Origin of the sequence: Methanosarcina horonobensis HB-1 = JCM 15518 (assembly GCF_000970285.1) — an archaeon.
Classification (GTDB): domain Archaea; phylum Halobacteriota; class Methanosarcinia; order Methanosarcinales; family Methanosarcinaceae; genus Methanosarcina; species Methanosarcina horonobensis.
On record NZ_CP009516.1, the window covers coordinates 476,134 to 502,869 of the forward strand.

Annotated in this window: 29 protein-coding genes; 11 read left to right on the plus strand and 18 right to left on the minus strand. The window is 43.1% G+C overall.

What is annotated here, in order from left to right; all coding sequences use genetic code 11:
• The first annotated feature begins 14 nt into the window (after positions 1-14).
• Positions 15-2,681 carry an SUMF1/EgtB/PvdO family nonheme iron enzyme gene (locus MSHOH_RS02010; RefSeq protein ID WP_158024021.1) on the plus strand — a complete coding sequence of 889 codons (2,667 nt, stop codon included), beginning with the start codon at positions 15-17 and terminating at the stop codon, positions 2,679-2,681.
• A gap of 231 nt (positions 2,682-2,912) precedes the next feature.
• Here MSHOH_RS02010 and MSHOH_RS02015 read toward each other — a convergent pair whose 3' ends face one another.
• The 12 genes from MSHOH_RS02015 to MSHOH_RS02065 all read right to left on the minus strand — a co-directional run bounded on the left by MSHOH_RS02015 (position 2,913) and on the right by MSHOH_RS02065 (position 13,058).
• Complete coding sequence (locus tag MSHOH_RS02015; protein ID WP_048136922.1) at positions 2,913-3,905, minus strand: radical SAM protein; 993 nt, start codon at positions 3,903-3,905, stop codon at positions 2,913-2,915.
• Between the two features lie 107 nt (positions 3,906-4,012).
• Positions 4,013-4,180: a type II toxin-antitoxin system HicA family toxin gene (locus MSHOH_RS02020; protein WP_204245374.1), complete on the minus strand. Its 168-nt coding sequence runs from the start codon at positions 4,178-4,180 to the stop codon at positions 4,013-4,015.
• 789 nt (positions 4,181-4,969) lie between these two features.
• Positions 4,970-5,098: a hypothetical protein gene (locus tag MSHOH_RS25510; protein ID WP_269848361.1), complete on the minus strand. Its 129-nt coding sequence runs from the start codon at positions 5,096-5,098 to the stop codon at positions 4,970-4,972.
• A gap of 335 nt (positions 5,099-5,433) precedes the next feature.
• Positions 5,434-5,748 (minus strand): 50S ribosomal protein P1, encoded by a 315-nt coding sequence (gene rpl12p / locus MSHOH_RS02025; RefSeq protein ID WP_048136926.1) that lies wholly within the window; start codon positions 5,746-5,748, stop codon positions 5,434-5,436.
• 42 nt (positions 5,749-5,790) lie between these two features.
• A complete protein-coding gene (locus MSHOH_RS02030) occupies positions 5,791-6,831 on the minus strand; it encodes a 50S ribosomal protein L10 (RefSeq protein ID WP_048136928.1) in 1,041 nt (346 codons plus the stop codon).
• Positions 6,832-7,473, minus strand: a complete 642-nt coding sequence (locus MSHOH_RS02035; protein WP_048136930.1) for a 50S ribosomal protein L1 — start codon at positions 7,471-7,473, stop codon at positions 6,832-6,834.
• 239 nt (positions 7,474-7,712) lie between these two features.
• Positions 7,713-8,198, minus strand: a complete 486-nt coding sequence (locus tag MSHOH_RS02040) for a 50S ribosomal protein L11 (protein ID WP_048136932.1) — start codon at positions 8,196-8,198, stop codon at positions 7,713-7,715.
• 119 nt (positions 8,199-8,317) lie between these two features.
• Positions 8,318-8,776: a transcription elongation factor Spt5 gene (locus MSHOH_RS02045; protein WP_048136934.1), complete on the minus strand. Its 459-nt coding sequence runs from the start codon at positions 8,774-8,776 to the stop codon at positions 8,318-8,320.
• The gene (locus MSHOH_RS02050) at positions 8,773-8,988 is read right to left on the minus strand and encodes a protein translocase SEC61 complex subunit gamma (RefSeq protein ID WP_048136937.1); all 216 of its coding nucleotides are present in this window, start codon (positions 8,986-8,988) and stop codon (positions 8,773-8,775) included. The genes MSHOH_RS02045 and MSHOH_RS02050 overlap by 4 nt, the downstream gene beginning before the upstream one ends.
• Before the next feature lie 426 nt (positions 8,989-9,414).
• Positions 9,415-10,539: a cell division protein FtsZ gene (gene ftsZ / locus MSHOH_RS02055; RefSeq protein ID WP_048136939.1), complete on the minus strand. Its 1,125-nt coding sequence runs from the start codon at positions 10,537-10,539 to the stop codon at positions 9,415-9,417.
• 488 nt (positions 10,540-11,027) lie between these two features.
• On the minus strand, positions 11,028-11,618 hold the full coding sequence (locus MSHOH_RS02060; protein ID WP_048136941.1) for an endonuclease dU: 591 nt from the start codon (positions 11,616-11,618) through the stop codon (positions 11,028-11,030).
• Positions 11,619-11,762: 144 nt separating this feature from the next.
• Complete coding sequence (locus MSHOH_RS02065) at positions 11,763-13,058, minus strand: proteasome-activating nucleotidase (protein ID WP_048136943.1); 1,296 nt, start codon at positions 13,056-13,058, stop codon at positions 11,763-11,765.
• A 57-nt stretch (positions 13,059-13,115) separates the two neighbouring features.
• Here MSHOH_RS02065 and MSHOH_RS02070 point away from each other — a divergent pair, with 57 nt between their 5' ends.
• On the plus strand, positions 13,116-13,601 hold the full coding sequence (locus tag MSHOH_RS02070; RefSeq protein WP_048136945.1) for a multiprotein bridging factor aMBF1: 486 nt from the start codon (positions 13,116-13,118) through the stop codon (positions 13,599-13,601).
• A gap of 291 nt (positions 13,602-13,892) precedes the next feature.
• On the opposite strand, the gene MSHOH_RS02080 is transcribed toward MSHOH_RS02070, so the two are convergent.
• Complete coding sequence (locus tag MSHOH_RS02080; RefSeq protein WP_048143036.1) at positions 13,893-14,735, minus strand: TatD family hydrolase; 843 nt, start codon at positions 14,733-14,735, stop codon at positions 13,893-13,895.
• 299 nt (positions 14,736-15,034) lie between these two features.
• Between MSHOH_RS02080 and MSHOH_RS02085 the strand changes: the two genes are divergently transcribed.
• A complete protein-coding gene (locus MSHOH_RS02085) occupies positions 15,035-16,063 on the plus strand; it encodes an isocitrate/isopropylmalate dehydrogenase family protein (RefSeq protein ID WP_048136949.1) in 1,029 nt (342 codons plus the stop codon).
• A gap of 171 nt (positions 16,064-16,234) precedes the next feature.
• Here the strand turns inward: MSHOH_RS02085 and MSHOH_RS02090 are convergent, their stop codons facing one another.
• Entirely contained in the window at positions 16,235-17,557 is a 1,323-nt protein-coding gene (locus MSHOH_RS02090; RefSeq protein ID WP_048136951.1) for a homocitrate synthase/isopropylmalate synthase family protein, read from the minus strand.
• An 812-nt stretch (positions 17,558-18,369) separates the two neighbouring features.
• Here MSHOH_RS02090 and cbiT point away from each other — a divergent pair.
• The 8 genes from cbiT (at position 18,370) to MSHOH_RS02130 (ending at position 23,590) form a co-directional block, all read left to right on the plus strand.
• Positions 18,370-18,924, plus strand: a complete 555-nt coding sequence (gene cbiT, locus MSHOH_RS02095) for a precorrin-6Y C5,15-methyltransferase (decarboxylating) subunit CbiT (protein WP_048136953.1) — start codon at positions 18,370-18,372, stop codon at positions 18,922-18,924.
• 88 nt (positions 18,925-19,012) lie between these two features.
• Positions 19,013-19,621: a cobalt-factor II C(20)-methyltransferase gene (locus MSHOH_RS02100; protein WP_048136955.1), complete on the plus strand. Its 609-nt coding sequence runs from the start codon at positions 19,013-19,015 to the stop codon at positions 19,619-19,621.
• Between the two features lie 142 nt (positions 19,622-19,763).
• Positions 19,764-20,492, plus strand: a complete 729-nt coding sequence (locus tag MSHOH_RS02105) for a cobalt-precorrin-4/precorrin-4 C(11)-methyltransferase (protein ID WP_048136957.1) — start codon at positions 19,764-19,766, stop codon at positions 20,490-20,492.
• An 80-nt stretch (positions 20,493-20,572) separates the two neighbouring features.
• Positions 20,573-21,028, plus strand: a complete 456-nt coding sequence (locus MSHOH_RS02110) for a cobalamin biosynthesis protein CbiG (protein ID WP_082089207.1) — start codon at positions 20,573-20,575, stop codon at positions 21,026-21,028.
• A gap of 93 nt (positions 21,029-21,121) precedes the next feature.
• Positions 21,122-21,475, plus strand: a complete 354-nt coding sequence (locus tag MSHOH_RS02115) for a cobalamin biosynthesis protein (RefSeq protein WP_048136962.1) — start codon at positions 21,122-21,124, stop codon at positions 21,473-21,475.
• A complete protein-coding gene (cobJ, locus tag MSHOH_RS02120) occupies positions 21,444-22,241 on the plus strand; it encodes a precorrin-3B C(17)-methyltransferase (protein WP_048136964.1) in 798 nt (265 codons plus the stop codon). Before MSHOH_RS02115 ends, cobJ begins: the two co-directional genes overlap by 32 nt.
• On the plus strand, positions 22,231-22,962 hold the full coding sequence (locus tag MSHOH_RS02125) for a precorrin-8X methylmutase (RefSeq protein WP_048136966.1): 732 nt from the start codon (positions 22,231-22,233) through the stop codon (positions 22,960-22,962). The genes cobJ and MSHOH_RS02125 overlap by 11 nt, the downstream gene beginning before the upstream one ends.
• Before the next feature lie 199 nt (positions 22,963-23,161).
• Positions 23,162-23,590: a hypothetical protein gene (locus MSHOH_RS02130; protein WP_048136968.1), complete on the plus strand. Its 429-nt coding sequence runs from the start codon at positions 23,162-23,164 to the stop codon at positions 23,588-23,590.
• A gap of 68 nt (positions 23,591-23,658) precedes the next feature.
• On the opposite strand, the gene MSHOH_RS02135 is transcribed toward MSHOH_RS02130, so the two are convergent.
• The 4 genes from MSHOH_RS02135 to MSHOH_RS02150 all read right to left on the minus strand — a co-directional run bounded on the left by MSHOH_RS02135 (position 23,659) and on the right by MSHOH_RS02150 (position 26,577).
• A complete protein-coding gene (locus tag MSHOH_RS02135; protein ID WP_048136970.1) occupies positions 23,659-24,309 on the minus strand; it encodes a cytochrome c biogenesis CcdA family protein in 651 nt (216 codons plus the stop codon).
• Between the two features lie 148 nt (positions 24,310-24,457).
• Positions 24,458-24,988, minus strand: a complete 531-nt coding sequence (locus MSHOH_RS02140) for a thioredoxin family protein (protein WP_048136972.1) — start codon at positions 24,986-24,988, stop codon at positions 24,458-24,460.
• A 347-nt stretch (positions 24,989-25,335) separates the two neighbouring features.
• A complete protein-coding gene (locus MSHOH_RS02145; RefSeq protein ID WP_048136974.1) occupies positions 25,336-26,178 on the minus strand; it encodes an Mrp/NBP35 family ATP-binding protein in 843 nt (280 codons plus the stop codon).
• Between the two features lie 60 nt (positions 26,179-26,238).
• Positions 26,239-26,577: a DUF134 domain-containing protein gene (locus MSHOH_RS02150; protein WP_048136976.1), complete on the minus strand. Its 339-nt coding sequence runs from the start codon at positions 26,575-26,577 to the stop codon at positions 26,239-26,241.
• Positions 26,578-26,736 lie beyond the last annotated feature (159 nt).

The following is a 26,736-nucleotide window of genomic DNA, read 5'->3' on the forward strand; positions in this document are numbered from 1 at the left end:
GGAGCTAAATTCCTTTGGCAGGCGATAAGTCTAACTCAACTTCTTGCTACATGCATAGTGACACTGCAACAGGAAAAGATTCACTCGGATTCAAACCTTATGTCGAGGCTATCGCAGAATTTCTTACCGCTGAGGGAACTTTAGCTCCGATTACTCTTTCTATTGAGGGGCAATGGGGGTGCGGTAAATCTTCTTTCATGAAGCAACTGAAAGAGGAAATTGAAAAGGGAAATATATGCGATATATCTATTAGAGAATTTTTGAAGTATCTATTCTTAAATAAGAAAAAAGCAGGTCTTCCTGAATTAAAATCTCTTATTTCAAAACTAGAAATCCTTTTTTCTTCCATTGAAGAAAAATTCTCACAAAATAATGGAAATGAGCCAAATAATCAAGATGAAAATTTTGATCTATATTCCTTCGAAAATAAAATAAGAGCAATTCTAATATATATCCCTTTAAAAATTAATAGAAGAAAGTATTTTACAGTATGGTTCAACTGCTGGAGATATGAGAAAGAAGACGAGTTATGGGCTGCTTTTGCACTTAATTTTATGGAAGAGTTATCAAAAAAACTTCCTTGGTACTACAAAATAATTTCACAGTTTAGGTTAATTTGGCGAAGATATTATATTAAATTTAGTTACACGTCCGTTATTCTTATTTACCTTTTATTGAGAATAATTTCTTTCATAATTATTTTCTTATTCTTATTCTTAGTAATCAGTTATATCTTGAAATTTTTTGGAATAAGTCCTTCAAATGGTTTAGGCATACTGTCATTGAGTCCAGAAAATATCGTAGAGTTTTCGGGTATTATTACACTTTTAACTTCTTTTATAATTGTTGTAAACCACTTTTTCAGTAAAGAACCGTTCACAGATCTCTTTACAGATCCCTTGGGTCTGAAAAAACTTGAGTCAAATACTAATTATAAGGAACGCCTTCCTTTCAGAGAGCATTTTTATTCTGACTTTAATGAAATAATTAAATCATATGTAAGAAATTCGAAAGTTTATGTTTTTATTGATGATCTTGACCGTGCCGAAGTTCCAAAGGCAGCGGAGCTGATGCAAGCAATTAACCTCATGATTTCTGAGGATTCCAAGGTGTATTTTTCAATAGGTATGGATAGAAAAATTATCTCTGCAGGACTTGCGGCTAAACACGAAAAAGTTATCGACTACTTGGGTATCGAAGGACTTGAATATGGTTATGATTTCATTGAAAAATTTATCCAGCTTCCGTTTAAAGTGCCCAGTCCAAAAAGCGTCGATTTTTTAAAATTTTTAGTATCAGCTAATGAAACCGGTAATTCTTTAGGTATATCCGAGCCTATAAGTGAATACAGTATCTTCGAAGATTTTACTTCTGATAAACTTCCTGAAGAAGATATCGGATCCTTCCCGAATGAAAATAGCAGACAAGAAATAGGAACAGATACTTCTAACAATGTTGAAATCAAATCTAATTACCCAAAAATCCTGAACGATATGGATTGTATCGAAGATTTTGAAACCTCAAAGATGATTTTGGAAATGGTTTCTCCTGCTTTGGATAATAATCCTCGTAGAATAAAACAATTCATTAATCAGTTTCGTTTTCAGAGAACTATAGGAAAAAGAACAGGTCTATTTTGTTATGATGAGGATACCAATTTTGAAAACATGTGGAATTGTAGAAAGCTTGCAAAATTCGTGGCAATAAACATAAATTGGAACTCTCTCATTTCTGCTCTGAATTCAAACAAGGCACTTCTTACCCTTTTACAGGAATATGCATTGAATTCGGAAAATGAAGATAAAAATCTGGAAAAATGGACTCGAGATGAAAGATTGATAAGGTTATTGAGATACGGTTGCATAGAAGAGGACAATCTTTCGCAAACTGTAGATGATTATACTCTTTCAGGTCTTGATTTTTCTAAGTTGTTGCAAATTTCACCTATAGTCTTATATCTTGAAGACGAAAATGTACTTAGCCCCTTGCCTGAAGCTATAGGATTTATGGGATTTTTCTTGATCCCTGAAGGGGAATTCATGATGGGGTCCCCTCAGGATGAATTGGGTAGATCCTCCGAAGAAGGGCCTGTCCACAAAGTAACGATTAAAAATTCCTTTTACCTTAGTAAATATCCTGTGACTCAGAAGCATTGGAAAAAAGTTATGGGGAATAATCCTTCTTCTTTCAAGGGTGATTACCTTCCTGTAGAAAATGTTTCATGGGACGATGTTCAGGAATTCCTCAAAAAACTCAATGAAACTGAAAGTGTTCATAAGTATCGTCTGCCTTCTGAAGCTGAGTGGGAATACGCCTGTAGGGCTAAAACTATTTCAAGATACTCATTTGGTGATGATGAATCGATGCTCAGGGATTATGCTTGGTACCGTGGTCAATCTGAAGGTAAAACTCATCCAGTTGCACAGAAAAAACCTAATTCATGGGGTCTTTATGATATGCATGGGGATGTCTGGGAATGGGTACAGGACAAGTGGCATGATAACTATAATGGTTCTCCTTCCGATGGTAGCGCTTGGGAAGATGGAGATAGTCCTAAACGTGTAATACGGGGAGGTGGATGGCATAACAACGCTAGTTACTGTCGATCGGCGAACCGCTCCGGGGACATCCAAAGCAATCGCGACGCCGATATTGGCTTTCGTCTTCTGATGGAATTATAACCATTTTCTTCTTTACCACTTTATCGCTCCAGTTAGTTATTGAAGTATAGTTGAATTCCAACTGGTGAAGCCCGAAGGCGCAAAGCGTGCGCAGCCACCGGAGCTTGAGATGTGAGCTCCTTACTTTAAAAATAGTTGTGTTTATTCAGACAATGAAGCTTTTTTGATTTTCTCTAAATATAGTTCTCATGTAGCGATTTAATGTACTTCTTAAGTGTCATTTTCTGGGTTTCACATCCACTCATAATGCATCAAAACTTCAGGATTGAAGCTCTGCATTAAACTGTTTTCCGTATACCCAAAAAAGAGGCAGCCTTTGCAATTATTTACAATTTCTTCCCTGCGCTGTGTAGAATCTTTCCAGACCTTCTCAAAGCCGTCCTTCATAACGTTCCCAAGAGGCTCTTGATGTACTCGGCAGGTTTCGGCATTGCCGTCGTGAGTTATGTTGATAATAATGCCACTTGCCCGGCATTTGTAATCCATTTTCCCGTCCCTGACCATTCCCAGGTAAGTCTTGGAGTTTATTATAGGATAGCCCTGTTCCTTCAGTTCGATTATTCGGTTTACAGTGATGTGGAATTTTTCCTTATCCCGGATACCTATTTCGCTCCAGATCTCCTGACTGATTCCGGGAAATTCATGTACGGGCTCGAAAGAAACTTTTACATCCAGTTTTTCTGCAAGTAAAATGAGAGTTTCAATGTCATCCAGGTTTTTTCCTGTGAGTACGCAGTTCATCAGGATTGGGTTTTCCTGTTTCTGGAGTTTCCTTACCTCAATAGCTTTTCTTAAGCCTTTCAACAGGGTTTCGAAATCCATCCTCCGGATTTCTTTGTAGCTTTTTGTTCCGTCTACTGAAACCGACAGGTAGTCCACGTCCTCAAGCTCTTCCACTCTTTCGTAAAGCAGCTTTCCGTTCGTGACCATGGATGTAACCATCCCGAGTTCCTTTGCATGAGCCATTATCAGGGGCAGGTCTTTCCTGAGAAGAGGCTCCGTGGTCCAGGCATTATAAACTCCGATCCCGAATTTCTTTGCATTGTCAAGGAGCCTGAAGACTTCGTCTCTTGGAGGTTCTTTTCCTGTCTCTTTCCAGTATTCGCAGAATTTGCAGCGCATATTGCAGTTGGCATTTACACCGTGAGAAAGGACAAACGGGCGTTTTTTGATTCTTATTTGCCAGAGGGCTTTTGAAGCCAGGATGGGGTCAAATCGGGACATGGGGATCTCTTTTTGTTTTTCTAAAAAGAAAATTTAATTATAAATGGAAAGGGAGCTATTTCATTTTTATGTAATCTTCTACTGTCAGTTCAAGGTCACTTATTATTTTATGGATCAAACCTCTTGGCAGTATTTTTCCCGGATGAACTGGTATTGTTGTCGTCCTCACGTTGGGTGCGGCCATATAGTAGACTTCCTCGTTGCCGAACCATCTCAAAACCCTGTTTGAAGGCAATCTTACACATTTCTTCTCCCAGGGTGAGTGGCAGTTTCACTGGAAATCACTTCAATCTTAAGCCTCAATTTCAATTTTTTGAATTCCCTGGAATTTAATGAGTGGCAGATTCGTTTTTCGATTTTAAGAGCTCTAGATGGGCCAGGATAGCTTCCCGGATTTTTCCATTAACTCGTCAAGCGTATCTCCATAGCTGTAGCATCCTTTTATTTCAGGAACGGTCCTATATAGATCCCATCTTCATCTTTTTCAATTAGAACGACAAACTTTTGTTTTGTCATATTGACTATTTCATACTCTCTATTTTATTCTATAAATAGGTAGATATGGCTTTAAAGGTGGGTTCGGAATCTGCTGGAACTTATAATGCTAACTCTATAGTATTAATTCCACAAGTATTAATGCCACAATTGGACCACAAAAAGAACATATAAGCATAAATTGAAAGCATAAATTGAGTCATTTGCTGGTTTAATTACAGCTATTTTGAGAAGATCTGACAGTTAGAAGTTCTTTACCATTGGAATTAATCCAAAAATTTACAATAATCAGTAAAAATAGAGAAATATACAACGGGACTGCCAGATATCATTTGGGCAGTACTTTCCTTGTTTCCAACAAGAAAAGCATGGAACCTAAAAATGAAATAATACTCAATAACTCTATCAAGTCCCCGAAAGAAGGTGGTGTGATAGACATCGACCGAAGTAGATAAGATCCTATTAAGATCTCGGCCCAAAAAAACATAAAGATAGCAGACATCAATGCCAGTGCGATTTTTATCCTCATCAAATCATCGCCATAAAATATAAAATTGGGTAAAAATTATTCACCCTATCAAGCCATAGAATTCGGTTATTGATCCTTCGTCTCCTGCTGCACCATCTACAACCCTCAGCCACCAGTTGTGTATGTTTTTGTACGCCTTCCGCATATACTGAAAGCTGGAGGTTATCATCACTTCCTCCCTCATGGTCCCATAACTTCAAAACTACAATTTTTTTCTACTGTCTAAAATCAATTCAATGGCGAAATAAAAACAAAAGGTTCGTTTCAAAATTTAAGTTTGTATTCTTTTGAAGAGCATACCCCATCAGCTCTCTATTAATTTCTTTGAATATTGGATTTTAGAATCAACCTTATTTTAGAGTAAGAAAACTACTCAAAAATTTTATTGACTCAATGGACTCAATGAGCAGAAGTGAAATTGCTTTTGGGATAAGCTCACTGTTAAATTAAATTGAAAAAAAGAAGCCCGCCCTGAGGCGAGCTGAGATAAGTTTTTGAATGTATTTATCCGAAGAGGGCGCCGAGACCGGCCATTCCGTCTTCTTCAGAGGTGTCTTCTTCTTCCTCTTCAGGCTCTTCGGCAGGAGCTTCTGCTGCTGCGGGTGCGGCTGCTGCGGGTGCGGCTGCTGCTGCAGGGGCTGCGAATGCTGCCTTTGCGATAGCTTCTTCAATGTCTACGCCTTCAAGGGCTGCGACAAGGGCCTTTGCCCTGGCTTCGTTCACTTCGATACCGGCTGCCTGAAGAACGGCAGTGATTGCTTCTTCGGTAATTGCTTTACCAGCGTTGTGCAATAAGAGAGCTGCATATATGTATTCCATCATTAATCACCTAACTTTGTATTAGCGTAAATGTAAGTACGTTTATCCGAAAAGGGCACCGAGTCCGGCCATTCCGTCTTCTTCGGCATGGTCCTCTTCTTCCTCTTCAGGTTCTTCTTCCTTCTTTTCTTCTTCTGCTGCTGCAGGAGCTGCTGCTGCTGCTGCTGCGCTTGCGGCTGCCCCAAGAACTTCTCTCAGGCCTTCATCCACGGCATTTGCATCCTTGTCTGCGGCTTCGGATGCAACGGATGTCATCTGGACGTGGGCTTTTGCCAGCAGGGCATCCATAACTCCGGGTTCAAGGATAACAGCATTGACACCAAGGTTCTTTGATTCTGCATAGGCTTTTGCCAGCAGGGTGCCGATTGTTGCGCCTGTCGGGAATGCGGTGTTGACTGAGAGGTTGAAAGCGTTCTGAGCTGCCCTGATAATGTCAGAGAAGTACTTGCTTTCATCAACTGCAAGGAGTTCAGGCTCGTAAATTGTCCCGTCATCGTAGGCTGCTCTAAGGTCAAGCCCAACAATGAGTGGGTATATCTCCAGCTTTGAGAGCATGGTAGCGAGCTTCTGAGGGACTGCCTCGCCTGCTTTACAGACAACTTTCGTTTCCTTTACTGCCACCTTTCCGGCTTCGATTGAAGCGGGAATTCCTGCGCTCTGGAGTTCACCCAGAATCGGGCCAGGCGGGAAACTGGTGGGCCCCTTCTGGACAGTTATGTCAGCAGGAGCTATTGCGCCTCCTTTGATTGGAGAAGGAGTCTTTGTCTGCTCGAGCAGTTTGTAAAGCTTGAAGGGACTTTCATTGGTGAATATCAGAGCAGTCTGCTTGTCCAGATATTTGTTCATGTCGGGAATGGTTTCCCCGAGCTGGTCTAAAGCACGCTCTGTGAGGGTGTTCCTGGAGACTTTGAGCACCGCAACGTCCTTAAGGTCCCGGCGAATCTTCTGGATCTTGGTTGCGAGGATGCCTTCGATCCCTACCATCCCGAAAACCTTGTGAGACTGGATGAGTTCCTTAATGTTTTCGATTTCATCCTTTTTCCACTGCGGGACGTGCTCGGTGTGATGCCTTTCTTCTGCCATTTACACCACCCTCTCTGATTTTCCCATGGTTGTCGTGACATAGACCGTTCTGAGGTTGTGCTTGCCCTTATCGAGGACACGCTCAAGCCTGGCCATAATAGTCTCAATATTCTCGGCAAGGTCATCGGGATTCATATCCCTTCTGCCGACAGCCACGTGGAAGGTAAGTCTGTCTTTTGACCTGAGCTTGACCGCATTTTGTTTGCTCTGAATCAGTTCACCGATATCCTTGTTTGGCATGAGCGGGATAGGCATTTTACCTCTGGGTCCCAGAACAATACCAAGGTTCTTACCGATAATCGGCATGAACTGAGTTTCTGCAATAAAAAGGTCGCATTCGTTTGCAAGAACTCTAGCTTTATTTTTGTCAGCTGCCAGTTCCTCGAGCTCAACGTCAGAAATAACATACGCAGCACCGGCAGCCTTTGCCCTCAGGCCAACGTCACCTTTTGCAAAAACGCCGATCTTTAGCTCTTTTCCGAGCCCGTGCGGAAGAATTACTTCTTCATCGACTCTGTTCTTTGGTTGGTTCATGTCAAGGTTCTTTAAGTTTATCGCCAGGTCCACGCTTTCCGAGAAATTGCGCTTTGGCGACTCCTCAATAACTTTCTTGACAGCTTCCAGTATAGTTCTTTCTACCATCTTGTTCCTCCCCGTAGTGTTTGAACCGAATGTCCAGACAGCCGTTTCGGCTTACTACGGTGGTCGTAGGGGCTCCCCTTTCCGGGTTCTGTTACTCTTAACAGTAAGCCACCAATAACTTCCTTTTAGTTATTCTAATAGAAAACTGTTCAAGGCTCTTGTGCTATTAGTGGTATCCGATTTAAAACTATTGGTGTGTAGCCAGATCCCGGATTTAAAGGTGGGAGGGGATAAAAGGCTTACCACTCCTCGCCTGCAAGCATATCGTCAAATTTGCCTGCATCGAGTGCTTTCTGGCAGTCTTTTGCCTTCATTCCCTCTACGTTCACGCCCATAGGGACACAGGTACCCATAACCTCTTTCATTGTAGCTTTGAGGTCGTAAGAAAGTACGTCTTCCTTTTTCATCCGGGCGATCTTTGCAACCTGCGGGATGGTGAGGTTTCCAACAACCTCGCTTCCTGCATTTCCTGATCCTTTCTGGATCCCAAGCTCTTTCATGACAAGGGATGCAGTTGGGGGAGTGCCTACCTCGATCTCGACATTTTTCTTGTCGTCAACAATTACTTTCACAGGGACCTGCATTCCATTGTAGTCCCTTGTTTTTTCGTTGATCTTTTCGACCACTTCTTTTATGTTGACCCCGAGCGGACCAAGTGCCGGACCTAATGGAGGTCCGGGATTCGCTTTTCCTCCGGGGACAAGTGCTTCAACAATACTTGTCATCTGAGTCTCACCGGTTTTTATAAGTATGAGTTTTGTAGATTTGTTTCAATCCACTCTGAGTACTGGTGATTTTGTTTATTAATAAGCTTGAATTTTTGGAATTCCCATCCGATTCTGGCTTATTCGTTCTCTTTTTTGAGTATTCTCACGGTGTCACCGCGAATAGTGATAGGGATCGGAACCACAGCATCGAAGAGTTCCACAGTAATTTCCTCGTGCCCTTCATCAACCCTTTTAACCCGGGCTTTTTCTCCCTTAAAGGGTCCAGAGGTGACCTCAATTATAGCCCCTTCTTTGATTCCGGTCACTACTGGTTTGGGCTTAAGGAAATGTTCGATTTCAGAGATCGAAGAACTCCCCTTAACAATGGCTCTTGCGTGCGGGATCGTCTGGATTGCCAGTTCAACAATTCCGGATTTGGGAGCCTCGACAAGAACATATCCTTTTAGCTCGTCAGGAGCCAGAATTGCCCTTATGTCCAGTTTCTCCTTTTTTGCGACCCTGGCAAGCGCCATTGCAACTGACCTTTCTTGGTTTGCTGTGGTTTTGATTACGAATATCTGGGAATCCTCACTCATCGGGCCACCCACTGGGGCAACATTGTCAGCAGTACGTAGATAATAAATCCGATTGCGCCCACAGCCAGAATACCGGCACCTGCAACTTTGGCAATGGTCAAGAACTCTTCCCTGGACGGTTTTTTCGTAAGTTTCAGGACCCTCAGGTGTGCCCGGATTGCCTGACCAACGCTTTTTGTGGTTATATTCGGTTCAAATGTGGAATCTACCAATTAATTCACATCCAGGTTTTGTATACATATTTAATTTTATCTGGAATTTCGCACACAGCTCTTCCTGTGTATAGTATATCCCCGAAGTTTGCTTTTTATCTCGCAGAATATCGGATTTTACTTCCAGGAAGAACGGGCGGATTATATTATTAATTCCTATTATATGAAGATATCACTGGCACGATCTTTGATACATCCTAAAATTTAGACGCAGGATTATTAATTACATAAAACCCCTAATCATGTCAGCAAAAGCTTTCATTTCTGGTGCCGAATTGTATCGGCATCATACTGCATTTACCATAAAAATAGTTTTCGATTGGATTTATATTCCTACGTTCCTTCTTTTTAGTTTAAGAGGAGGAAAACAGTATTTTTCTCCAACCGAACGTTTTTACCCATTTTTACCGTTTAATTTTCCTCTGATCACTCTACGAAGTCAATTCCGTACTTATATGTGATGTTCTTATCGTTTCCGTGTCCATAAATCTGGGCAGAGGTAACTCCTGTGACCACAATCATGGTACGTACTGTCTTTTCGAGGTCAGGATCAACCTGGGCACCCCAAATCAGGCGGGCATTGCTGTCTATGCGGCTGTAGACTTCCTGCACTACACACTCGGCTTCCGAAATGGTCATGTCAGGGCCTCCCACCACGTTAACAAGAGCAGAGGTTGCACCTGAGATGTCCACATCAAGGAGCGGGCTGCGCAGTGCTTTCTGGACGGATTCGACAGCTTTGTTCTCGCCGTCTGATTCTCCAAGCCCTATCATAGCAACGCCTCCGTTTTGCATAACAGTCCTGATATCTGCAAAGTCAAGGTTGACAAGTCCGGGTTTTGTGATCAGTTCGGTTATACCCTTTACTGCTCTCATAAGGACTTCATCCGATACCTTAAAAGCGGCCTGAAGCGGAAGCCTTGGGACCACTTCGATCAGTTTATCGTTAGGGACCACAATCACCGTATCGGCAACATCTCTCAGGCGCTCGAGACCGGCTTCTGCATTTGTTCTTCTTACATGCCCTTCAACACTGAACGGAAGGGTTACGACCGCAATTGTAAGGGCGCCTGCATCTCTGGCTGCCTCAGCCACTATAGGTGCGGATCCGGTTCCTGTTCCTCCTCCAAGGCCTGCGGTAATAAAGACCATATCCGAGCCCTGGACGATTTTGTTAATCTCATCAATACTCTCGATTGCAGCGTCTTCTCCTATCTGGGGGAGGCTACCGGCCCCAAGTCCTCTGGTTTTCTTTCTCCCGATGAGAATCTTTTTGCCGGAGCGAATATGAAGAAGGTGCTGAGCGTCAGTGTTTATGGCAACAAGGTCTGCTCCCTGAATACCTTCGCCCATCATGCGCTGGATACTGTTTGAACCGCCGCCTCCACAACCTACTACTTTGATGGTCGTTTTAAGACTTCTCAGTATTTCTTCAAGTTCAGCATCCACTTCTATGTCTTCATTGGAGTAATCTGAGTTTGAGTTCTCTCCCTGCCCGATACGTCCTTCCAGGGCAGATCGAGCAAGGGCTTCTTCCACAATGGATCTCATGCTACTGTTTTCCTCCATTCTGCTGGGGTGATCATTTAACGGATTGTATTAGAAACAAGTATATTACAACAAGGGACAAATTATTTTAACCATCACATATACAGTTTCCAATTTAATAGTTTTCCTTTTCTAGTTTTTGAATTTACACTATATATGTTTAATAATTTTATTAATGTTACTCTATCTACTGTCTGAAGTTATATTTCTTGCTCTTGGAGACTATCTGGTATCTTCTTTTTTCTGCCAGATCTTCTTTAATTTCTTTGTCTCAAATGTATATTTTTTTATTTTTTATATTTTTTTGAGGCTGGTTCCTATATTTTTAGCTTTCCCTTTTTTCCTGATTTTTTTTACAATGATTCCTCCTAATTTTACATTGAGCTCAGCCTGTTTGCACTCAGTCCTTCACCGGGTTTCTGTTCAGGTTCCTGTCAGTTCTCCTGCTCGGGTTCTCTCTTTGAACCTGGTAAAACTAATTATATTTCCAGTTATGCTCTTCCTCTCGATTCCCCTAAAATTATCCCAGTTGCAATCAGATGGGCGACCCTGAGAGGCTCTGGAATACTACTTCTTATTGAAGTAAGACGGATTATCTTTTCTGCACTTTTTGCTCCTATCCCGGTTTTCTGGATGTATATCGAAGCCTCGTTTCTTCCAGTGAATAGTTTTTCTATTTTACCTGCTTTTTTTATTATGTTCCAGCGCTCCTCACCATCTGAGAAATGCCTGAGAGCAGATCGAATCTTTTCAAAATCAGGGTAGGAGCGCATGACCACAATAACAGGAAGTCCTGTCTCCCTGTAAAGCTCTTCTATGTCGACAACGTTAAAGCCTCCATAGGTGATTCCATCAAGCATGATAATCCTTAGCTGGCCGTAGTGCCTGCTATTCTTTATCATCGTGATCATAGTCTCAGTAGCATCAAGCCCGTCTCTGGTAATCTCCGAGCGCAGGACTCCGTCTATCCAGTCTCCTCCTCTGAAAACAGTCCCTATTATCATTACCTTTTCATTAAGAAGCGCAGAGTCGTCTATGCCCAGAATTCGGATTTCGGGTTTTACATGAAAATCTGAATTCACAGCTACCTGTATGTCTGAATTACAAAAATAGTTTGCCGGTTTCCCATGAAGCCGCTTCAAGCGAAAATCAAAGGGAAACTGGAATTTTTTTTCGGTAAAAAATGGGCGCCTTTGAAAGGCTTCTTTTCTTATTTATCGCATTTCTTACACGAACATGGTTTCAGGAAGGCTGACAGGCATCATCTTCTGCGTATCCGCAGCCATGGACACCTTTTCCACTGCTTCGAGGAATTCTTCCATCTCAACCATTTCCTTATCTTTTCTGACCGCGAACATACCTGCTTCGGTAGCTATAGCCTTCAGGTCTGCTCCGCTCATCCCTTCTGTAGCTTTTGCAAGCTTCTTAAAGTCGATGTCTTCTGAAAGAGTCATCTTTTCACAATGGATCTCGAGGATTTTTCCTCTAGCTTCCACCCCGGGCATCGGAACATGGACAAGCCTGTCAAAACGGCCTGGCCTGAGAATTGCAGGGTCAAGGACATCCGGTCTGTTTGTTGCTGCAATAATCCGAATGTTCTTTCTCTTGTCAAAGCCATCCATTTCTGCAAGAAGCTGCATCAAAGTTCTCTGAACTTCTCTATCTGCGCCAGTCGTCTCGTTTAAACGCCTTGCAGCTATCGAGTCCAGCTCATCAATAAAGATGATACTGGGAGCTTTTTTCCGTGCCATCTCGAAGATTTCCCTGACCAGTTTGGAGCCGTCCCCTATGTATTTTTGTACAAGCTCAGAACCCACGACTCTGATGAATGTCGCATTTGTTCTATGAGCTACGGCTTTTGCAAGCAGAGTTTTGCCCGTTCCCGGAAGCCCGTAGAGTAGTACTCCTTTCGGGGGCTCAATTCCTATCCGGGCAAAGCGTTCAGGTTCGGTTAGCGGAAGTTCGACTGCTTCCTGAAGTTCCTGAATCTGCTCATCTAGACCGCCTATCTGGTCATAGTCCACTTCCACACTTTCGATAACCTCCATTGCAGCGACAAAGGGTTCTTCCGTGGAGGGGATAACCTCTGCAATGGCAAGTGTATGCTGGTTCAAGGCAACCTTTGCCCCTGGCAGCAGTTTTTTCTCGTCAATATACTGTGAGACGTTAACCAGAAACTGAGGTCCGTTACTGCTACGGACAATTATACGATCATTCTTGATCACATCAATAACCGTACCAATGATCAGCGGAGAGGTTTTCATGCGATCGAGCTCTGACTGCAGCTTTCGTATCTCTCTCTCATACTTGATCTTCTGGTTCTCCAAATAGCGTTTCTCGGACTCTATCTGGCTACACTGCTCTTCCAGAAAACTGTTGCGGCTTTCGAGTTGCCTCACTCGGTCCTGGACGCTTTCAGTTGACTCCCCCAGCTCTCCAGGCTCGATTCCGTCATACACAGATCCGGGCTTTACAAGGTGACTGCGCATGCTTTCATCCTTACTTTTGGTACTATCCGTCATGGAGCTCCGAATATTATTTAAGTTCATACCGTATATAGCGTTTTCGAAGTGATCAATATGCAGTGCGAAATATGTGGTGCAGAGATCCGCGGAAAGCCTATATGCATTACAATTGATAACAGCGAACTCCAGGTCTGCCAGAAGTGTGCTCCTTACGGGAAGCCCGTTGATAAGCGGACCCCCGTATCAAGGAAAGTCTCTCCGGTGGTTCGTACGGTACCACGAACTGAAAAGAGGCCAAGAAAGGACTTTTTCGATATTTTAAAAGATGAGCTCCTGGACAATTACGATCAGATTATCCGGGAAGCCAGAGAATCCAGAGGCTGGTCTCAGGAAGACCTGGCTGAAAATATCAAGGAAAAAGCATCTCTCATCAAAAAGATAGAACGAAGAGAAATCGTACCCGAAGATTCCGTTAGAAAGAAACTGGAACATACCCTTAATATCAAACTTACCGAACGCGTGGATGTCGCAGAGCAGGAAGTTTCTCACATGAGAAAAGATACCACTCTGGGCGACATAGTAAAAATAAAGCGCAAATAAGCTGTGAGTTTTGACTGTAAAGCTTTAAATTGAGGTTCTGTTTCCAGCAGCAGCAACTGTTTCCGGCAGTTTTTCTCCTTCCGAAACAAATAGATGGAGAGAGCTTATGTCCGAAGAGGCTCAAAACAATGCCTCTTCGAATATCCGCTCGAGAGGACTTTTTTATCGATACATGCGGTCTTTTCGTGCCTCTCTGTATTTTTCCGTGGTTCATCAGGAACTTTCTGCCTTTTTATATTTTTTTTACGATTTTTATGGCACTCTTTTCAGAATCGGTTTTTCCAGGGACTGTTAAAGTTCGATTTCTATATCGTAAACCTTTTCCGGATTTTCTTTATGGATGGTCCAGAATGGTTCTTCTCCATAATTTTCCATCAGTTTCAAGGTCCTTTTCGGGATTGTTTTTGGGCCAAGTACAGCGCCAGGCCTATCAGGGTCATCGATATAGTCCGTTTCCATCATAAAACGAGTTCCCTCCTCAATTGCCTGCTCGATTGCCCCTTTAACCGATATTACTCCTGGAAAAATCCCGAGTTCCTCGCAGGCTTTTACAAGAGGCGGAGAGTAATGTTTGACTACCCTGTACATTTTTATCCCTGTTTTTTTTGCCCTTTCAGCTATGTCCCGAAGCTCGGGTTCCCCCACACTTTCGGTATGAAGCTGGACTGCGCAGTCCTGTTCTTTTCCGAGAGAAAAGGCATGTTCCATTATCTCGTTTGAAGCTTCCCAGACATCTGCGGGCACAGGATAATGCGGGCGTCCTGACTTTATTCCTACTGCAAGACCCCTTTCTACATATCCAGCAGCAAGTTCAAGCCCTTTTTTCATGGTTTCTCTGGCTTCTGCCAGTTCCATGTACTCCGTAAGCTTTGAGATCTCAGCAGGATGAACCCCGAGAACCGGAAAAGCACTAACTCCTATATCGCAGATTTTCGATGCAATTTCTACTGTCTCGTCAAATACTGCAAGGTAGTCTTCGGGTTTTTTGACCGCAATCCCAAGAGACCAGCTTGGTTTGGTGACCAGAATTATATGGGTTCCACCTGAATTCTTAAACTCCTTTACAGCTTCAAGGCCTCTAGCCCTTGGGTCTATATGCATATGGTTGTCGGTAATCGGAATTTTTGCAGGCATGATTGTTTCCTCGAATGTTTTCTGAGAACTTTCTTCAAGACTATCTATTATTAAAACCAATTCTATTAGAGTAGAAGGAAGGGTTATATTCTGCAATCCCTTATCTACTTCAAGGAATCCAGTATCTATTTCCAGGAAGTACTACTCTATATTATTACCCAAAAGTTGAAATATGAGCCTTACATTGAGTACGCGGCAAGATTCAATTATACTTACCAAGTTCTTAGAAAAGTTCCCCCTTTTTTAGCTTTTCATCGCTACGGTTCTTTTAACACGAACCCTATAGATCTGGTGATAACATGACTAAAACCGCAGCAGTAATCAAAGGTGACGGGGTAGGCCCCGAACTCGTGGACGCAATGCTTAAAGTTGCAGAAGCCGCTGGCACCGATGTCGAATTCATAATGTGTGAAGCAGGAGCCGGCTGGTGGGAGCAGCACGGAGGCAATTCCCTCATTCCTGAAGAAACCTGGCAGGTCCTTGACAGTTCCGATGCCTGTTTCAAAGGCCCGACAACCACCCCCGGTGGAATTGGTTCCCCCCGAAGTGTGGCTGTATCTATCAGGAGAAAGTATGATCTTTATGCAAACGTCAGGCCAATAAAAACCTTCCCTAACTCAAGTGCACCTCTCGGAGATGTCGAAATGGTCTGTGTTCGTGAAGGGACAGAAGGTCTTTACATCGGAGAGGAAATTCAACTAACAGATGATGTATCCATTGCAATCAGGAAGATTACCCGCACAGCTTCCAGCAAGATCGCACGCTATGCCTTTGAAGAAGCTAAAAGAAGAGGCTACGATGCTGTTGTACCCATCCATAAAAGCAATATCCTGAAACTGACCTGCGGCTCTTTCTTAGAAGAAGTCGAAAAGGTTTCACAGGACTACCCGAACATTGAGGTCTGGCCCTATCATATTGATAACATTGCCCAGCAGCTTATCAAGAACCCCCAGATTTTCAATAAGAAAGTCCTCCTTTCCACCAACCTCTTCATGGACGTAATCAGCGAGGAATGTTCAGCCCTTGTTGGCAGTATCGGGCTTATCTACTCCGCAAATATCGGGGACAACTTTGCAATGTTTGAACCGGCTCACGGCTCAGCCCCGAAGTATGCCGGTCAGGACAAAGTAAACCCTGTCGCAACCGTGCTTGCAGGCGCCTGGATGCTGGACTACCTTGGAGAAAAGGAAAAGTCCGAGGCCATATTCAGAGCTGCTGAACATGTGATTTCCGAAGGCAGGTATGTGACCTACGATCTCGGAGGCAGTGCAAAACTCAGTCAGATGGCTGATGAGATCGCAAGGCAGACTGAAAAAATCCTGAAATAACAATTTTGGAAATTAATAACTTGAAAATCCAAATACGTCGAAGTAAAATAAGTGGTAAAAGCTGCTAATAAGACATTATAGCCAATGTAAGGTTTAAGGCTGATATAAGGTCTGAAGAACCTTATACCACTTAATTTAATGCTTTCTCTTTTTCTTTCTTCTTTTGTGTCTTTATTCATTTTCTTCTGCCGGTTCCTGGATTTTCCCTTTGCTTTTGAGTTTTCCTCCGCCAGTACGTGCCGGATCACAGATTGGCTGATAAAGGAAATATTTTTCAACATAAGCGAGGAGCTCCTCATCTGAGATGCAGGAAACTCTCTCTTCTTTATCGTAAAGTTTCTGTATCTCTTTCTGGATTTTAAGCAGTCTCCGGTCATCTTTTTCCACTATTGTTTCGACATCAAGGAGATTGTTTAAGGTTTCCTGGACCTTGTAACGTATTACTTCAAGTCCTGAAGAGTCACCTATGAGGAGAAGCCTGGTGCCTCCTACCAGCTCGGGCGGATAGGGTTCATAATTGAAGGGATTTTTCAGGACACCTGCGGCATGGATACCTGACTCGTGGGCAAAGATATTTTTTCCGACAACAGCTTTATTTCTCGGGACCCTGAGCCCAAGCTCTTTTTCCATAAATTCCGCAAAACGGGTCACAGGTTCAAGGTTGTATTTCTCAAAACCTTCAACCCTGTCTGCCAGGAAAAGCAGGATTTTTTCCATTTCACTGTTTCCTGCACGTTCCCCTATGCCAAGGAAGGTCACACTTGTCCAGTTAGCCCCATGCCAGAAACCTGCAATCGAACTTGCTGACCCGAATCCGTAATCGTCATGTATGTGAGTTTCTATATTTTTGACTCCTATCTCCTTTTTGAGGTGCTGGACAATTTTCGGAATGCCATAAGGTTCATCAATGTTCATGAATGGCATCCCATATCCAACGGTATCGCAGACTCTTATAATGCAGTCAGGGTCGATTTCCATAATCCGTTTTACCAGGGGGAAAACAAAGCCGTAGTTGTCAGCTCTTGTCATATCTTCCAGATGAGCCCTTGTGCGGAGCCCGTGGTCCACTGCATACTGGAGGGCATCAAGATATTTCTCTTCAGCCTGTTCCCTGCCTGAAAGCCTCATTTTGGAATAAATGTGCGTATCCGAGACAGACATCAGAATCCCTGTTTCTTCAAGCCCGTCAACTTCCAGAATTTTATCTATATCCGCCCTTGAAGCCCTTGCCCATCCTGTAATTTCCGGGCACTCGTATCCCCTGTCAAACATGAGTTCGACAGCATCTCTATCTCTTTTATTGAATACAAAGGCCTCAAGTTTCTCAATCCCTATCTCGTGAAGGTATTCGTAAATTTGAACTTTATGTTCTCTGCTCAGGACTATTCCCGGCATCTGGGATCCATCGCGGATTGTGCTGTCACTTATGAATACCTCGTTTCCATAAGGTAGCTTTAACTTTGGCAGGTCCTCGTATGATTCATAAATTTTCATATATTATCCTCCTATCTCTTCCAGGCGGCGGGGCCCTGTATCGAGGAAGTGGGCTTACACTGCTGGTGTGTTTCTGTTAAAAAATACTGTTATTTATGCAAACCAGAAAATCAGATATTAAACCGAAGATGTTCCTCTTCTTGTTTAAAAAACATTTAAAGATATTTACTATGGGGAATATCTGTTTTTTTACTTCAAAGAGCACTTGATCTTTCTCAAAAAATATTCTGCAAGGTTCCTGAAAATTTAACTATTATATGCTGTAATAGTTAAAATCTCTTTCTTTTGAAATATTTTATACATACTCTTAAATTTATAATTATAAATATGTTTCTAGAGTGCAGTCAATAGAGAGAAGGTTATATTCTCATCTCTCTTTAAAACTTATTTCTATCACTTTATGAATATTTGCCTGAGAAAAATGTCACTCTAAGAAGCATAAATACTGATTTTCGAGGAATTCTTGTTCAATTTCGAAGAGTCGTATTTAAGGTTCAGCCTATACGCAGTACAGACTTTTTATCAGTTTTCTCCATCTCTTTCTTGAAGTTCATTAAAGTTTACTTTCCTTTATTGCCCTTCTTGCCGATAATAAGGTATATCTATAGCAAGTTATATTTATAATCGGGTAGATCTGGAATATCTAATTTATAAAAGTCTCTCTATATGCATCTGCATATGGTTTGTACCTGATAAAAGTCGTATCTTTCAGCTCTAATTGCTGCATCCAAATCTAATATAATTTCCAAATTATATCGCCATATATTTAATTTATATTCGATATCTTTGCTTTACTTTTCCCGAGGTAGAACATGTCCGAAATAGTAAGCGTTAGCGGCGGTCCGACTAAACCGGAAATAATTGCAGTGTCCCTTTCCAAACTCGGACTTAAGGATGGGGACCGGTTCGCAGATGTGGGCTGTGGTACAGGGTCGGTTTCGATTGAAGCATCCCGGATTGCTCGGAACCTGACTATCTACGCAATCGATGCCCGTAAAGAAGCCCTTCTTGCCACGGAAACGAACTTTAAGAATTTCAGGATCGAAAATGCCACAATTTTAGCCGGTGAAGCTTCGGATCTCCTTAACTCAGCAGAGCCTATCGATTCAATTGACTGCGCATTTGTTGGCGGGACGAAAAACATTGGCTCCATACTTGAGAAACTTGTTGAAAAAAAAGCCCGGAGCATTGTGGTAAACGCGGTCCGAATCGAAACCGTTGTCAGGACGATTGAGGCTATGAAGAGGCTGGGGATTTTTGATGAGGTAGTCCATGTAGCAGTCTCGAGAAGTGCCCCGATTGCCGGAGAGACTATGTTCAAACCCGAAAATCCCGTGTATATAGTTGTTGGAAAAAAACAAACTTGAAAAGTTACTCTTAAATCACTATCAGACTAAATCACCATCAAGTTAATCAAATCACCAATATTTACCTGTAAATTTGTGGAGCGATAGTATGTTAATAGGAGTAGGACTTGGTCCCGGAGACCCCCAGCTTTTAACCCTCAAAGCAGTGGACGTTTTGAAAAACAGCGATAAGGTATATGTTCCAGGCCGCCTGGCAAAAGACCTTGTAGCTCCTTATGCGGATGCCGAAATTCTTGAATTTCCCATGATAAGGGATATTGAAGTCCTGAATACTCTCTGGAAAGAGAATGCAGACCGTATCGCAGACGAAGCAAGAAAAGGGACAGTAGCTTTCGGGCTTATAGGTGACCCTAACTTTTTCTCAACTTTCACTCACCTGAAAAAAGTCATGAGCAGGCATTATCCTGATGTTGAAACCTCAACAGTGCCGGGAATAAGTTCCATCACATCTTTTGCCGCAAGGACTGATGTGGCTGTAGAGAGTTCCTTTGAGGTAAGTGACGGTTCTGAGGTCGGGTATAAAATCCACCTTAAAGCCACACAGCCCAGAAAAATAATGGAACAGCTCGAGACTGAAGGGTACAGGGAGTTTATTTTTGCAGAGAGGCTTTTTTCGGACAATGAACTGATTATCAGCAAAAAAGAAGAAATCCCGGAAAAAGGGAACTATTTCAGCATCATTTACGGAAAGAAATGAAGCCACCTGAAAAGAACTTCTAACAGTCATATATGGTCGAGTATTGTGTGCAAATTGAATTTCAACACACAACTTAACCCTCTATAGTCAAATTAACTTTCTATAATTTTCGAATAATGTGAAAAGCAAAGGGAATGGTCAGATGGAAAGAAAAGTGTATTTTGTAGGAGCAGGCCCCGGAAACCCCAAATTGATTACTGTTTTGGGGCGTGAGATGCTTGAGAAAGCAGACCTTGTTATGTATGCGGGCTCCCTCGTAAACCCGGAAGTCCTTTATTACACAAGAGGAGAGACAGTTGACAGCTACGGGCTTACCCTTGATGAAACCACTAAAATAATTGCCGACGCCGTGGATGCAGGAAAGTTCGTGGTACGACTTCACAGTGGAGACCCATCTCTTTACGGGTCTGTTGTGGAGCAGATGGAAGAGCTGAGAAAGTATGACATCGAAGTCGAAAGGGTTGCCGGCGTTTCCTCGGTTTTTGCAAGTGCAGCTGCTCTTGGGACCCAGCTTACTCTTAACGGTGTTTCCGATACCCTCATCATTACTCGCCCTGCAGGAAAAACCCTGGAAAAAGACCTTATCCCCGAGCTTTCTGCCTATAACACCACCATGGCAATCTTCCTTGGCACCCAGAAGATCAGGGAAATCATGGAAAAAGTCCGGTGCCCGAAGGATACGCCTGTTGCGGTTATTTTCCATGCGTCCTGGGAAGATGAAGAAGTCATTACAGGGACTGTGGAAGATATTGCAGATAAGGTCAAAGATGCAGGAATTATACGCTCGGCAATGATTATCATCGGCGGGGTTGTCGACCCTAAAAACTACAGGAGGTCCTACCTATACGGAGTGGCCCAGGAACCGCTGTAATTACCTTTGAAAGGAACAGGGAAGTTGCATCAAAGATAGCAGAGCATCTTGAAGCTGACCTTCTTCTCTATGAAAAAGGCATTTTTAGGAAAGCCTTTCAAAAATACGGGGCAATAGTTGCAGTCTTTGCTACGGGTATTGTGGTAAGGGATATCGCCCCTCTTCTCGATAATAAATGGTCGGACCCGGCAGTAGTCGTTGTGGACTCAAACCTTAATTTCGCAATTCCTCTTCTCGGAGGACATCACGGGGCAAATGAGATTTCCCGAAAGATTGCAGAATTGGGGGCAGTTCCCGTGCTCACCACAGCTACTGAGGTTCACGGTAAACCCTCTGTTGAGGGGATTGCTGACAGGTTTGGCTGTGAGGTCTTCAATAAGGAATCCACAATTGCTGTAAACTGTGCACTCCTCGACCAGCAGATAGAGGTTCTTGAGGTTAAGGGCCCCAGGATTGTTATTGTGGATGAAGATGTTTCCGTCCTCGTGAGAAAAAAACAGGCTGAAGCAAAGGACGAAAGTGCCGGAAACAGCTAATAATGAAACATCTGATAATAAATACTGATTATTAACACTAACAGTCGATTAATACCGAAACTGCATAAAATAGCAGTGGATAAATGATTACTGATGATTCTCGGAATCGGAACCCGCAGGGGCATTACAAAAGAAGAAGTTCTTGAAGCCGTAAATCAGGCGCTTGATGAATGCGGCCTGAATCTTCAGGAGATTACGGCTTTTGCTTCTGCGAAACTTAAAGAAAACGAGCGAGGTCTGCTGGAAGCAGGTGAACTGCTCGGCATTCCGGTAAACTTTTTGCCGGATGAAGTGCTGAACAGCTACAACCCTCCTTCGTCCTCCCAGGCTTCTCGCTTCGGATTAAAAGGGGTTGCAGAGCCTGCTGCGCTGGCCCTTTCGGAAAAACACGAATTGATTTGCAGGAAGAAAGTCTATGGCAGAGTCACAATCGCAATCGCAAGATAAGGCATCCGGAAAACTCTACGTTGTAGGGATAGGACCGGGCTCCGTGGAACAGTTAACACTCAAAGCCCGGGATGTAATCCTCAATGCCGATTATGTTCTCGGGAACAGTACTTACCTGGACCAGATGGAAAGTCTTCTCGGCACCCAGGAGGTAATCCGGAGTTTTATGGGAAAAGAGGTTGAAAGAGCCCGGAAAGCTGTGGAACTTGCAAAAACCGCAAATGTGGTCATGATCAGTGGTGGAGATACCAATGTCTACGGTATGGCAGGCATCGTGCTTGAGGTTGCTGAACACGAGAACCTTGATGTGGACATCGAAATCCTGCCAGGGGTCACAGCAGTCCTCGCCGGAGCAAGCATTCTTGGTGCACCCGTGGTTACGGACTTTGCAGTGATCAGTTTAAGTGACCTCTTAACTCCCTGGGAAGTCATCGAAAAGAGGCTTAATATGGCTGCAGATGCTGATTTTGTGATCGGGCTCTACAACCCAAAAAGCCGCAAGAGAAAGTCTAACTTTGCAAGGGCAATCGAAATCATCCGCAAGTACAAGGCTGATTTCGTACCTGTGGGGCTTGTTAAGAATGCCATGAGAGGCGAGGATGAGGACCAGATCGTGACAACCCTTGGAGAAGTCATGAATTATGAGGACTGGGTGGACATGAGCACAGCCATTCTCATAGGCAACGGGGAATCCAGGATCTGGAAGTCTCCGAAAAAGGATATTATCATAACACCTAGGGGGTATCATAAGAAATATGACTACTGAAAAAAAAGCGAATGAAAACGCAGGAAACCTCGAAAATCTCGAAGAATTTACCGAGCTTACAGTGGAAGTAGACCCTGAACTTGTAAATATCTGCAATGACTCCGGGGCAAGGACTGACGAGGCAAAAGCCATCTACATGAAAAGCCGGACAATGATCCGGGAAATTGTCGGGAACTCCACGCCCGAAGACCGCTTCCGCCAGCGCTGTGTAATTGCAACCGGCGACCTTTCGGTTGCTGATATCATGCGTTTTACGAACGACCCCATACCTGCGGGTGTAGAAGCAATTAAAAAAGGCGCTCCTATCTTTGTGGATATTAACATGGTAAAAGCCGGGATCACAAAAGCCGGGCACAAGTCCGAAATCATCTGTGTGCTTGATGAAGACCCTGATGCCAGAATCGCCAATAAATACGGGATAACCAGGACATCAGCAGGCTTCCTGGCGGCAAGGGAAAAACTCGATGGCAGCATTATAGCAATCGGAAATGCACCTTCTGCTCTCATCATGGTCTGCAAGCTTATTGAAAAAGGTGTAAGGCCTGCCCTTATAATCGGGCTTCCTGTAGGTTTTGTAAATGCAGCCGAGTCAAGGGAAATGGTCAGGAACCTGAAAATCCCCATCCCTTCAATCAGCTGTGTAGGGACCAGGGGAGGAACTCCGATGGCCGTTGCCTGCGTAAACGAGCTCGTAGCAATCGCAAGAGAAAGTGAAGAATAATATTCGCTTTCTTTTTTTGGCTTTTTTCTTTTATCTTATCTCACTTTTGTTTTCTCACACCTTTTTAGTTACTGCTGCAGGATATTATTTTTCTTTTGAATTAATTTATATTTGTTGTCCCCCTTTTAGTATAAAGCTCAAGAACAAATAACAAGAAACAACGTACATATTTTTTTACTTTCTTCTTGGGGTGAACTAATTGGGTAATAATTTCAATAAACAGGTTATTTCAGGTATCATTATTTTGATAGCTGTTTTTATTTTTTTATGCCTTTGTTTCCTTTATTTTAGAGGATCAGCAGCGCCGCTTTTCGTAATACACAATCACGATGTTAAGAACCATGAAGTAGTAATCGAGGTACTTGATCAGAATAACAACTCAATCATAAACGAAAGATACATTCTGGAGCCTGAAAGCGACCCGTCACGACCTCGTCCTCTAAGTCTACGGTTTCATCGGGAAAAAAGAGAGTATACATTTAAAGTAACTATGGATAACCAGATTACAAATGCGGTTAAACTGGAGATTCCGAATAGTCATGCTTTAGTCGATATATGGTTGTACAGCAAGGAATATGAGTCCAGTGAAGCTGTTCCTATTTCCATGGAAATCGCAGAAATGGTATGAGAAGAATCATGTCAATTTACTTTTTTTTTGCCAAAATTGCATTTAAACATGCAGTACTTCTGAGAAATTTAAAATAGCCACCAGAAGTGGTTCTGGTAGACCATCCAGAGTCCTACAAGGATGAGCACTATTCCGGCTCCTTTCTTGAGTACTGCATCATACCTTGATATAAGTTTTATTTTCGAAGTTGAAAGGTGGGCTGAGTATGCTAGCAGGAGCATGGGTACCGCAAATCCTGCAGAATAGATAAGAAGAGTTAGTGCGCCTTTACTAATGCTTCCTTCCAGAGCTACCATTGTCAGGATTGAGGCAAGGACCGATCCAACGCAGGGGATCCAGAGGACTCCGAGGGAAAGCCCTAACAGAAGACCTGAAACCGGGCCTTTGTCATTCATTCCTGCAAGCATGGGGAATCTTGAAAAGGCATTAAACAGGCCTATTTCAAAGAGCATTGCAAGGCCCATTGCAATGATAAGAATCTCTGCCACGATCTTCAGGTAACCTGTATATGCCTGAAAAGCTGCTCCGAAAGCGGAGGTCACAATTCCCATAAGGGTAAAAGATATGGATACCCCAAGCACTATGGCAAGAGGCCTTAACCTTCCTTTTCCTGTCGAACTTGCCAGAACTGCAGGAAGAAGGGGGAGGATGCACGGGGACAGGACACTGAGAATTCCTGCACCGAATGCAACCGCAGGGGAAATAGCTTCATTAAACATGGTTCTGCTTCGACGTTTTGTAATTCAGTTTTCTTACGACGCTGTTTTTTGTCTGAAAGTTTGATTTTGAATCCAGGATCTACCGAAAATCTGAGTTTTTCAGCTGATAGGGAGAGCTTGAAGTTCGGCTTTCCGATAAGACCACTTCTTATTCTGCATTTACGTTTTCATGGTAAAGAATAGCTCTGTCAAGAAGTTCTTCGTACACCTGCTTTTCTCTAAGTCCCATAATTCTTGCCTGGAACCTGTCTGTGGTAACACTTCCGTCTTCCCGCATGTAAACATATTCTCCGTTTTCAATGCCCACAATCACAAATGAGTCAGGGATATAGTTTATTCCGAAGTATACTGCGATTTGAGGACTCTGATCTATATCTCCAGACATGACCGTAGCTTTTCCTGTGTATTCTGCTGCCAGATCGCTCAGGATAGGTTTCATCTGTCGACATGGACCACATCTTTCGGACCCGATTTTCACAAAGACCGGCCCTTCCTGAACGGACGCGTTAATCTGTGCCAGATCGGTCATGTTTTCAACAACACTTATTTCCTGAGTTTCCTCCTGAGCATCTCTGAAATCTGGGGAAATCTCGTTTATGCCATTTTCCGAGTCTTCAGTACAGCCTGCCGTAAAGAGTACAGCCGCGAGCAGGATCAGTAATATAACTAACTTTTTCATGTTCTCAACGTTGATTTTTCATTTTGTAGTTCTTTTAGGCTTTTTGTACCAGTATTAGCTTTTTCTTATCTTTTAGCTCTTTTCTATCTCAAATAATTTTGTTCTATTGACTCTGAAAGCCCTAATTCTGCAATTGAATTATTTATGATACACAAATAATTAACTGTAAATAATGTAACAGGTATCTACTTCCCAATTTAAGGTATTTAATACAGTAAAAATCAATAACTATATTAGACTCCTTAAGCCTTAGATTCCTTAAGCCTTAGACTCCTTAAGCCGGAATGGAAAAAGTACGTAGAGAAATGATGGAGTCAAAAAAGAAAAAAAGAGAATAAAGATGAGCTTTACTCTTTTTCAAGGGTTTTTTCTACGGCGCTTACTACGTTTTCGAAATTCTTCTGCCATTCCGTGCTATGTTTAAGATAGTCCTGAACCACCGTGCCCTTATCTTCCATTTCTGCAATTTTGGGCTCTATAGGGAGTCTGGCAAGAATTGGGACATTGAAGTCTTTTGAGGCTTTTTCAACGCCTCCGCTTCCGAATACATCTATAGGCTTGTCACAGTGGGGACAGATAAGCCCGTGCATATTGTCCACAAGCCCTATTATAGGCACGTTTAGCTTTTCCGAAAATGTGATTGATTTCCGGACACTGACAAGGGCTACATCCTGAGGGGTTGTAACAAGTACGGAGCCGTCGCAGTTAGGAATAAGCTGCGCTACGCTCAGGGGCTCGTCTCCAGTTCCCGGGGGCAGGTCGATAATCAAAAAGTCAAGCGCTCCCCAGAATACTTCTTCCAGGAACTGCTTGATTGCTCCCATTTTGGCAGGGCCTCTCCAGATTATGGGTGAGTCTTTATTTTCTAGCAGAAAACCAATAGACATTACTGAGAGATTAGGAAGCACCTGAATCGGGAGAATTCCTTCTTCGTTTACTTCGGGTCTTGCGGACTCCAGTCCGAAAATCGTGGGGATGGTCGGGCCGTGGATATCACAGTCCAGAAGACCTACCCTGTGCCCGCGGAGAGCAAGCCCGACAGCGAGGTTTGCAGCAATTGTGCTTTTCCCTACCCCGCCCTTACCGCTCATTACCATGATCTTGCGTTTTATACGCCTGAGGTTGACTACGATTTTCGGTTCCTCGGGCTTTTTCGATAAGCTTTCCAGTGGTTGAACCTTATCTGTCATTTTTATCGCCTGTCCAAAATTTCCGCAATTTTATGTTTTTCCCCTTTTCATAAGTCTCTTTCACGCGTCAGCATCTTCATTAATGTCAGCACCCTCAGCCCTGATATAGTTACCGCCTTTAATTTCTATTGCCTTTCCTGTGCTCAGGGCAAGAGCTACTTTCATTCTGGCAGCTTTCAGATCTTCCCAGAAAGCCCTTCTGGATACTCCTACCCTGGCGGCTGCGTCTTCTTGCCTCAGATCTTCGACATCTACAAGCCTGAGAGCCTCAAGCTCCTCTACCGTGAGGGACACCACTTCAAGCTCTGACAGTGGAACCCCTCTGGGCTTGAAATATGTGACATCAGGAGTTTGTTCAACGCGCCTCGGGCATTTAGGTCTTCCTCTGCATTTTTTCATAGGTTACTTATGCACATTGTAGAATAAATATATAACAATTTCTCTTTTCAAATGGAAAATTATAAATATTTACGCACATATGTGTGAAATTATACTTTGCATATCTCTGACTTCTCCACGCTGTGCGGGACTGAGTGCATTCACCCACTCTAAAGTTTA

Bases quoted from the DNA above. Each gene is read 5' to 3' on its own strand.
- MSHOH_RS02015 (WP_048136922.1), bottom strand. From the start codon at position 3,905: ATGTCCCGATTTGACCCCATCCTGGCTTCAAAAGCCCTCTGGCAAATA.
- MSHOH_RS25510 (WP_269848361.1), bottom strand. From the start codon at position 5,098: ATGATAACCTCCAGCTTTCAGTATATGCGGAAGGCGTACAAAAACATA.
- rpl12p (WP_048136926.1), bottom strand. From the start codon at position 5,748: ATGGAATACATATATGCAGCTCTCTTATTGCACAACGCTGGTAAAGCA.
- MSHOH_RS02030 (WP_048136928.1), bottom strand. From the start codon at position 6,831: ATGGCAGAAGAAAGGCATCACACCGAGCACGTCCCGCAGTGGAAAAAG.
- MSHOH_RS02035 (WP_048136930.1), bottom strand. From the start codon at position 7,473: ATGGTAGAAAGAACTATACTGGAAGCTGTCAAGAAAGTTATTGAGGAG.
- MSHOH_RS02040 (WP_048136932.1), bottom strand. From the start codon at position 8,198: ATGACAAGTATTGTTGAAGCACTTGTCCCCGGAGGAAAAGCGAATCCC.
- MSHOH_RS02045 (WP_048136934.1), bottom strand. From the start codon at position 8,776: ATGAGTGAGGATTCCCAGATATTCGTAATCAAAACCACAGCAAACCAA.
- ftsZ (WP_048136939.1), bottom strand. From the start codon at position 10,539: ATGAGATCCATTGTGGAAGAAGCCCTTGCTCGATCTGCCCTGGAAGGA.
- MSHOH_RS02065 (WP_048136943.1), bottom strand. From the start codon at position 13,058: ATGACGGATAGTACCAAAAGTAAGGATGAAAGCATGCGCAGTCACCTT.
- MSHOH_RS02070 (WP_048136945.1), top strand. From the start codon at position 13,116: ATGCAGTGCGAAATATGTGGTGCAGAGATCCGCGGAAAGCCTATATGC.
- MSHOH_RS02080 (WP_048143036.1), bottom strand. From the start codon at position 14,735: ATGCCTGCAAAAATTCCGATTACCGACAACCATATGCATATAGACCCA.
- MSHOH_RS02085 (WP_048136949.1), top strand. From the start codon at position 15,035: ATGACTAAAACCGCAGCAGTAATCAAAGGTGACGGGGTAGGCCCCGAA.
- MSHOH_RS02090 (WP_048136951.1), bottom strand. From the start codon at position 17,557: ATGAAAATTTATGAATCATACGAGGACCTGCCAAAGTTAAAGCTACCT.
- cbiT (WP_048136953.1), top strand. From the start codon at position 18,370: ATGTCCGAAATAGTAAGCGTTAGCGGCGGTCCGACTAAACCGGAAATA.
- MSHOH_RS02100 (WP_048136955.1), top strand. From the start codon at position 19,013: ATGTTAATAGGAGTAGGACTTGGTCCCGGAGACCCCCAGCTTTTAACC.
- MSHOH_RS02105 (WP_048136957.1), top strand. From the start codon at position 19,764: ATGGAAAGAAAAGTGTATTTTGTAGGAGCAGGCCCCGGAAACCCCAAA.
- MSHOH_RS02115 (WP_048136962.1), top strand. From the start codon at position 21,122: ATGATTCTCGGAATCGGAACCCGCAGGGGCATTACAAAAGAAGAAGTT.
- cobJ (WP_048136964.1), top strand. From the start codon at position 21,444: ATGGCAGAGTCACAATCGCAATCGCAAGATAAGGCATCCGGAAAACTC.
- MSHOH_RS02125 (WP_048136966.1), top strand. From the start codon at position 22,231: ATGACTACTGAAAAAAAAGCGAATGAAAACGCAGGAAACCTCGAAAAT.
- MSHOH_RS02135 (WP_048136970.1), bottom strand. From the start codon at position 24,309: ATGTTTAATGAAGCTATTTCCCCTGCGGTTGCATTCGGTGCAGGAATT.
- MSHOH_RS02140 (WP_048136972.1), bottom strand. From the start codon at position 24,988: ATGAAAAAGTTAGTTATATTACTGATCCTGCTCGCGGCTGTACTCTTT.
- MSHOH_RS02145 (WP_048136974.1), bottom strand. From the start codon at position 26,178: ATGACAGATAAGGTTCAACCACTGGAAAGCTTATCGAAAAAGCCCGAG.
- MSHOH_RS02150 (WP_048136976.1), bottom strand. From the start codon at position 26,577: ATGAAAAAATGCAGAGGAAGACCTAAATGCCCGAGGCGCGTTGAACAA.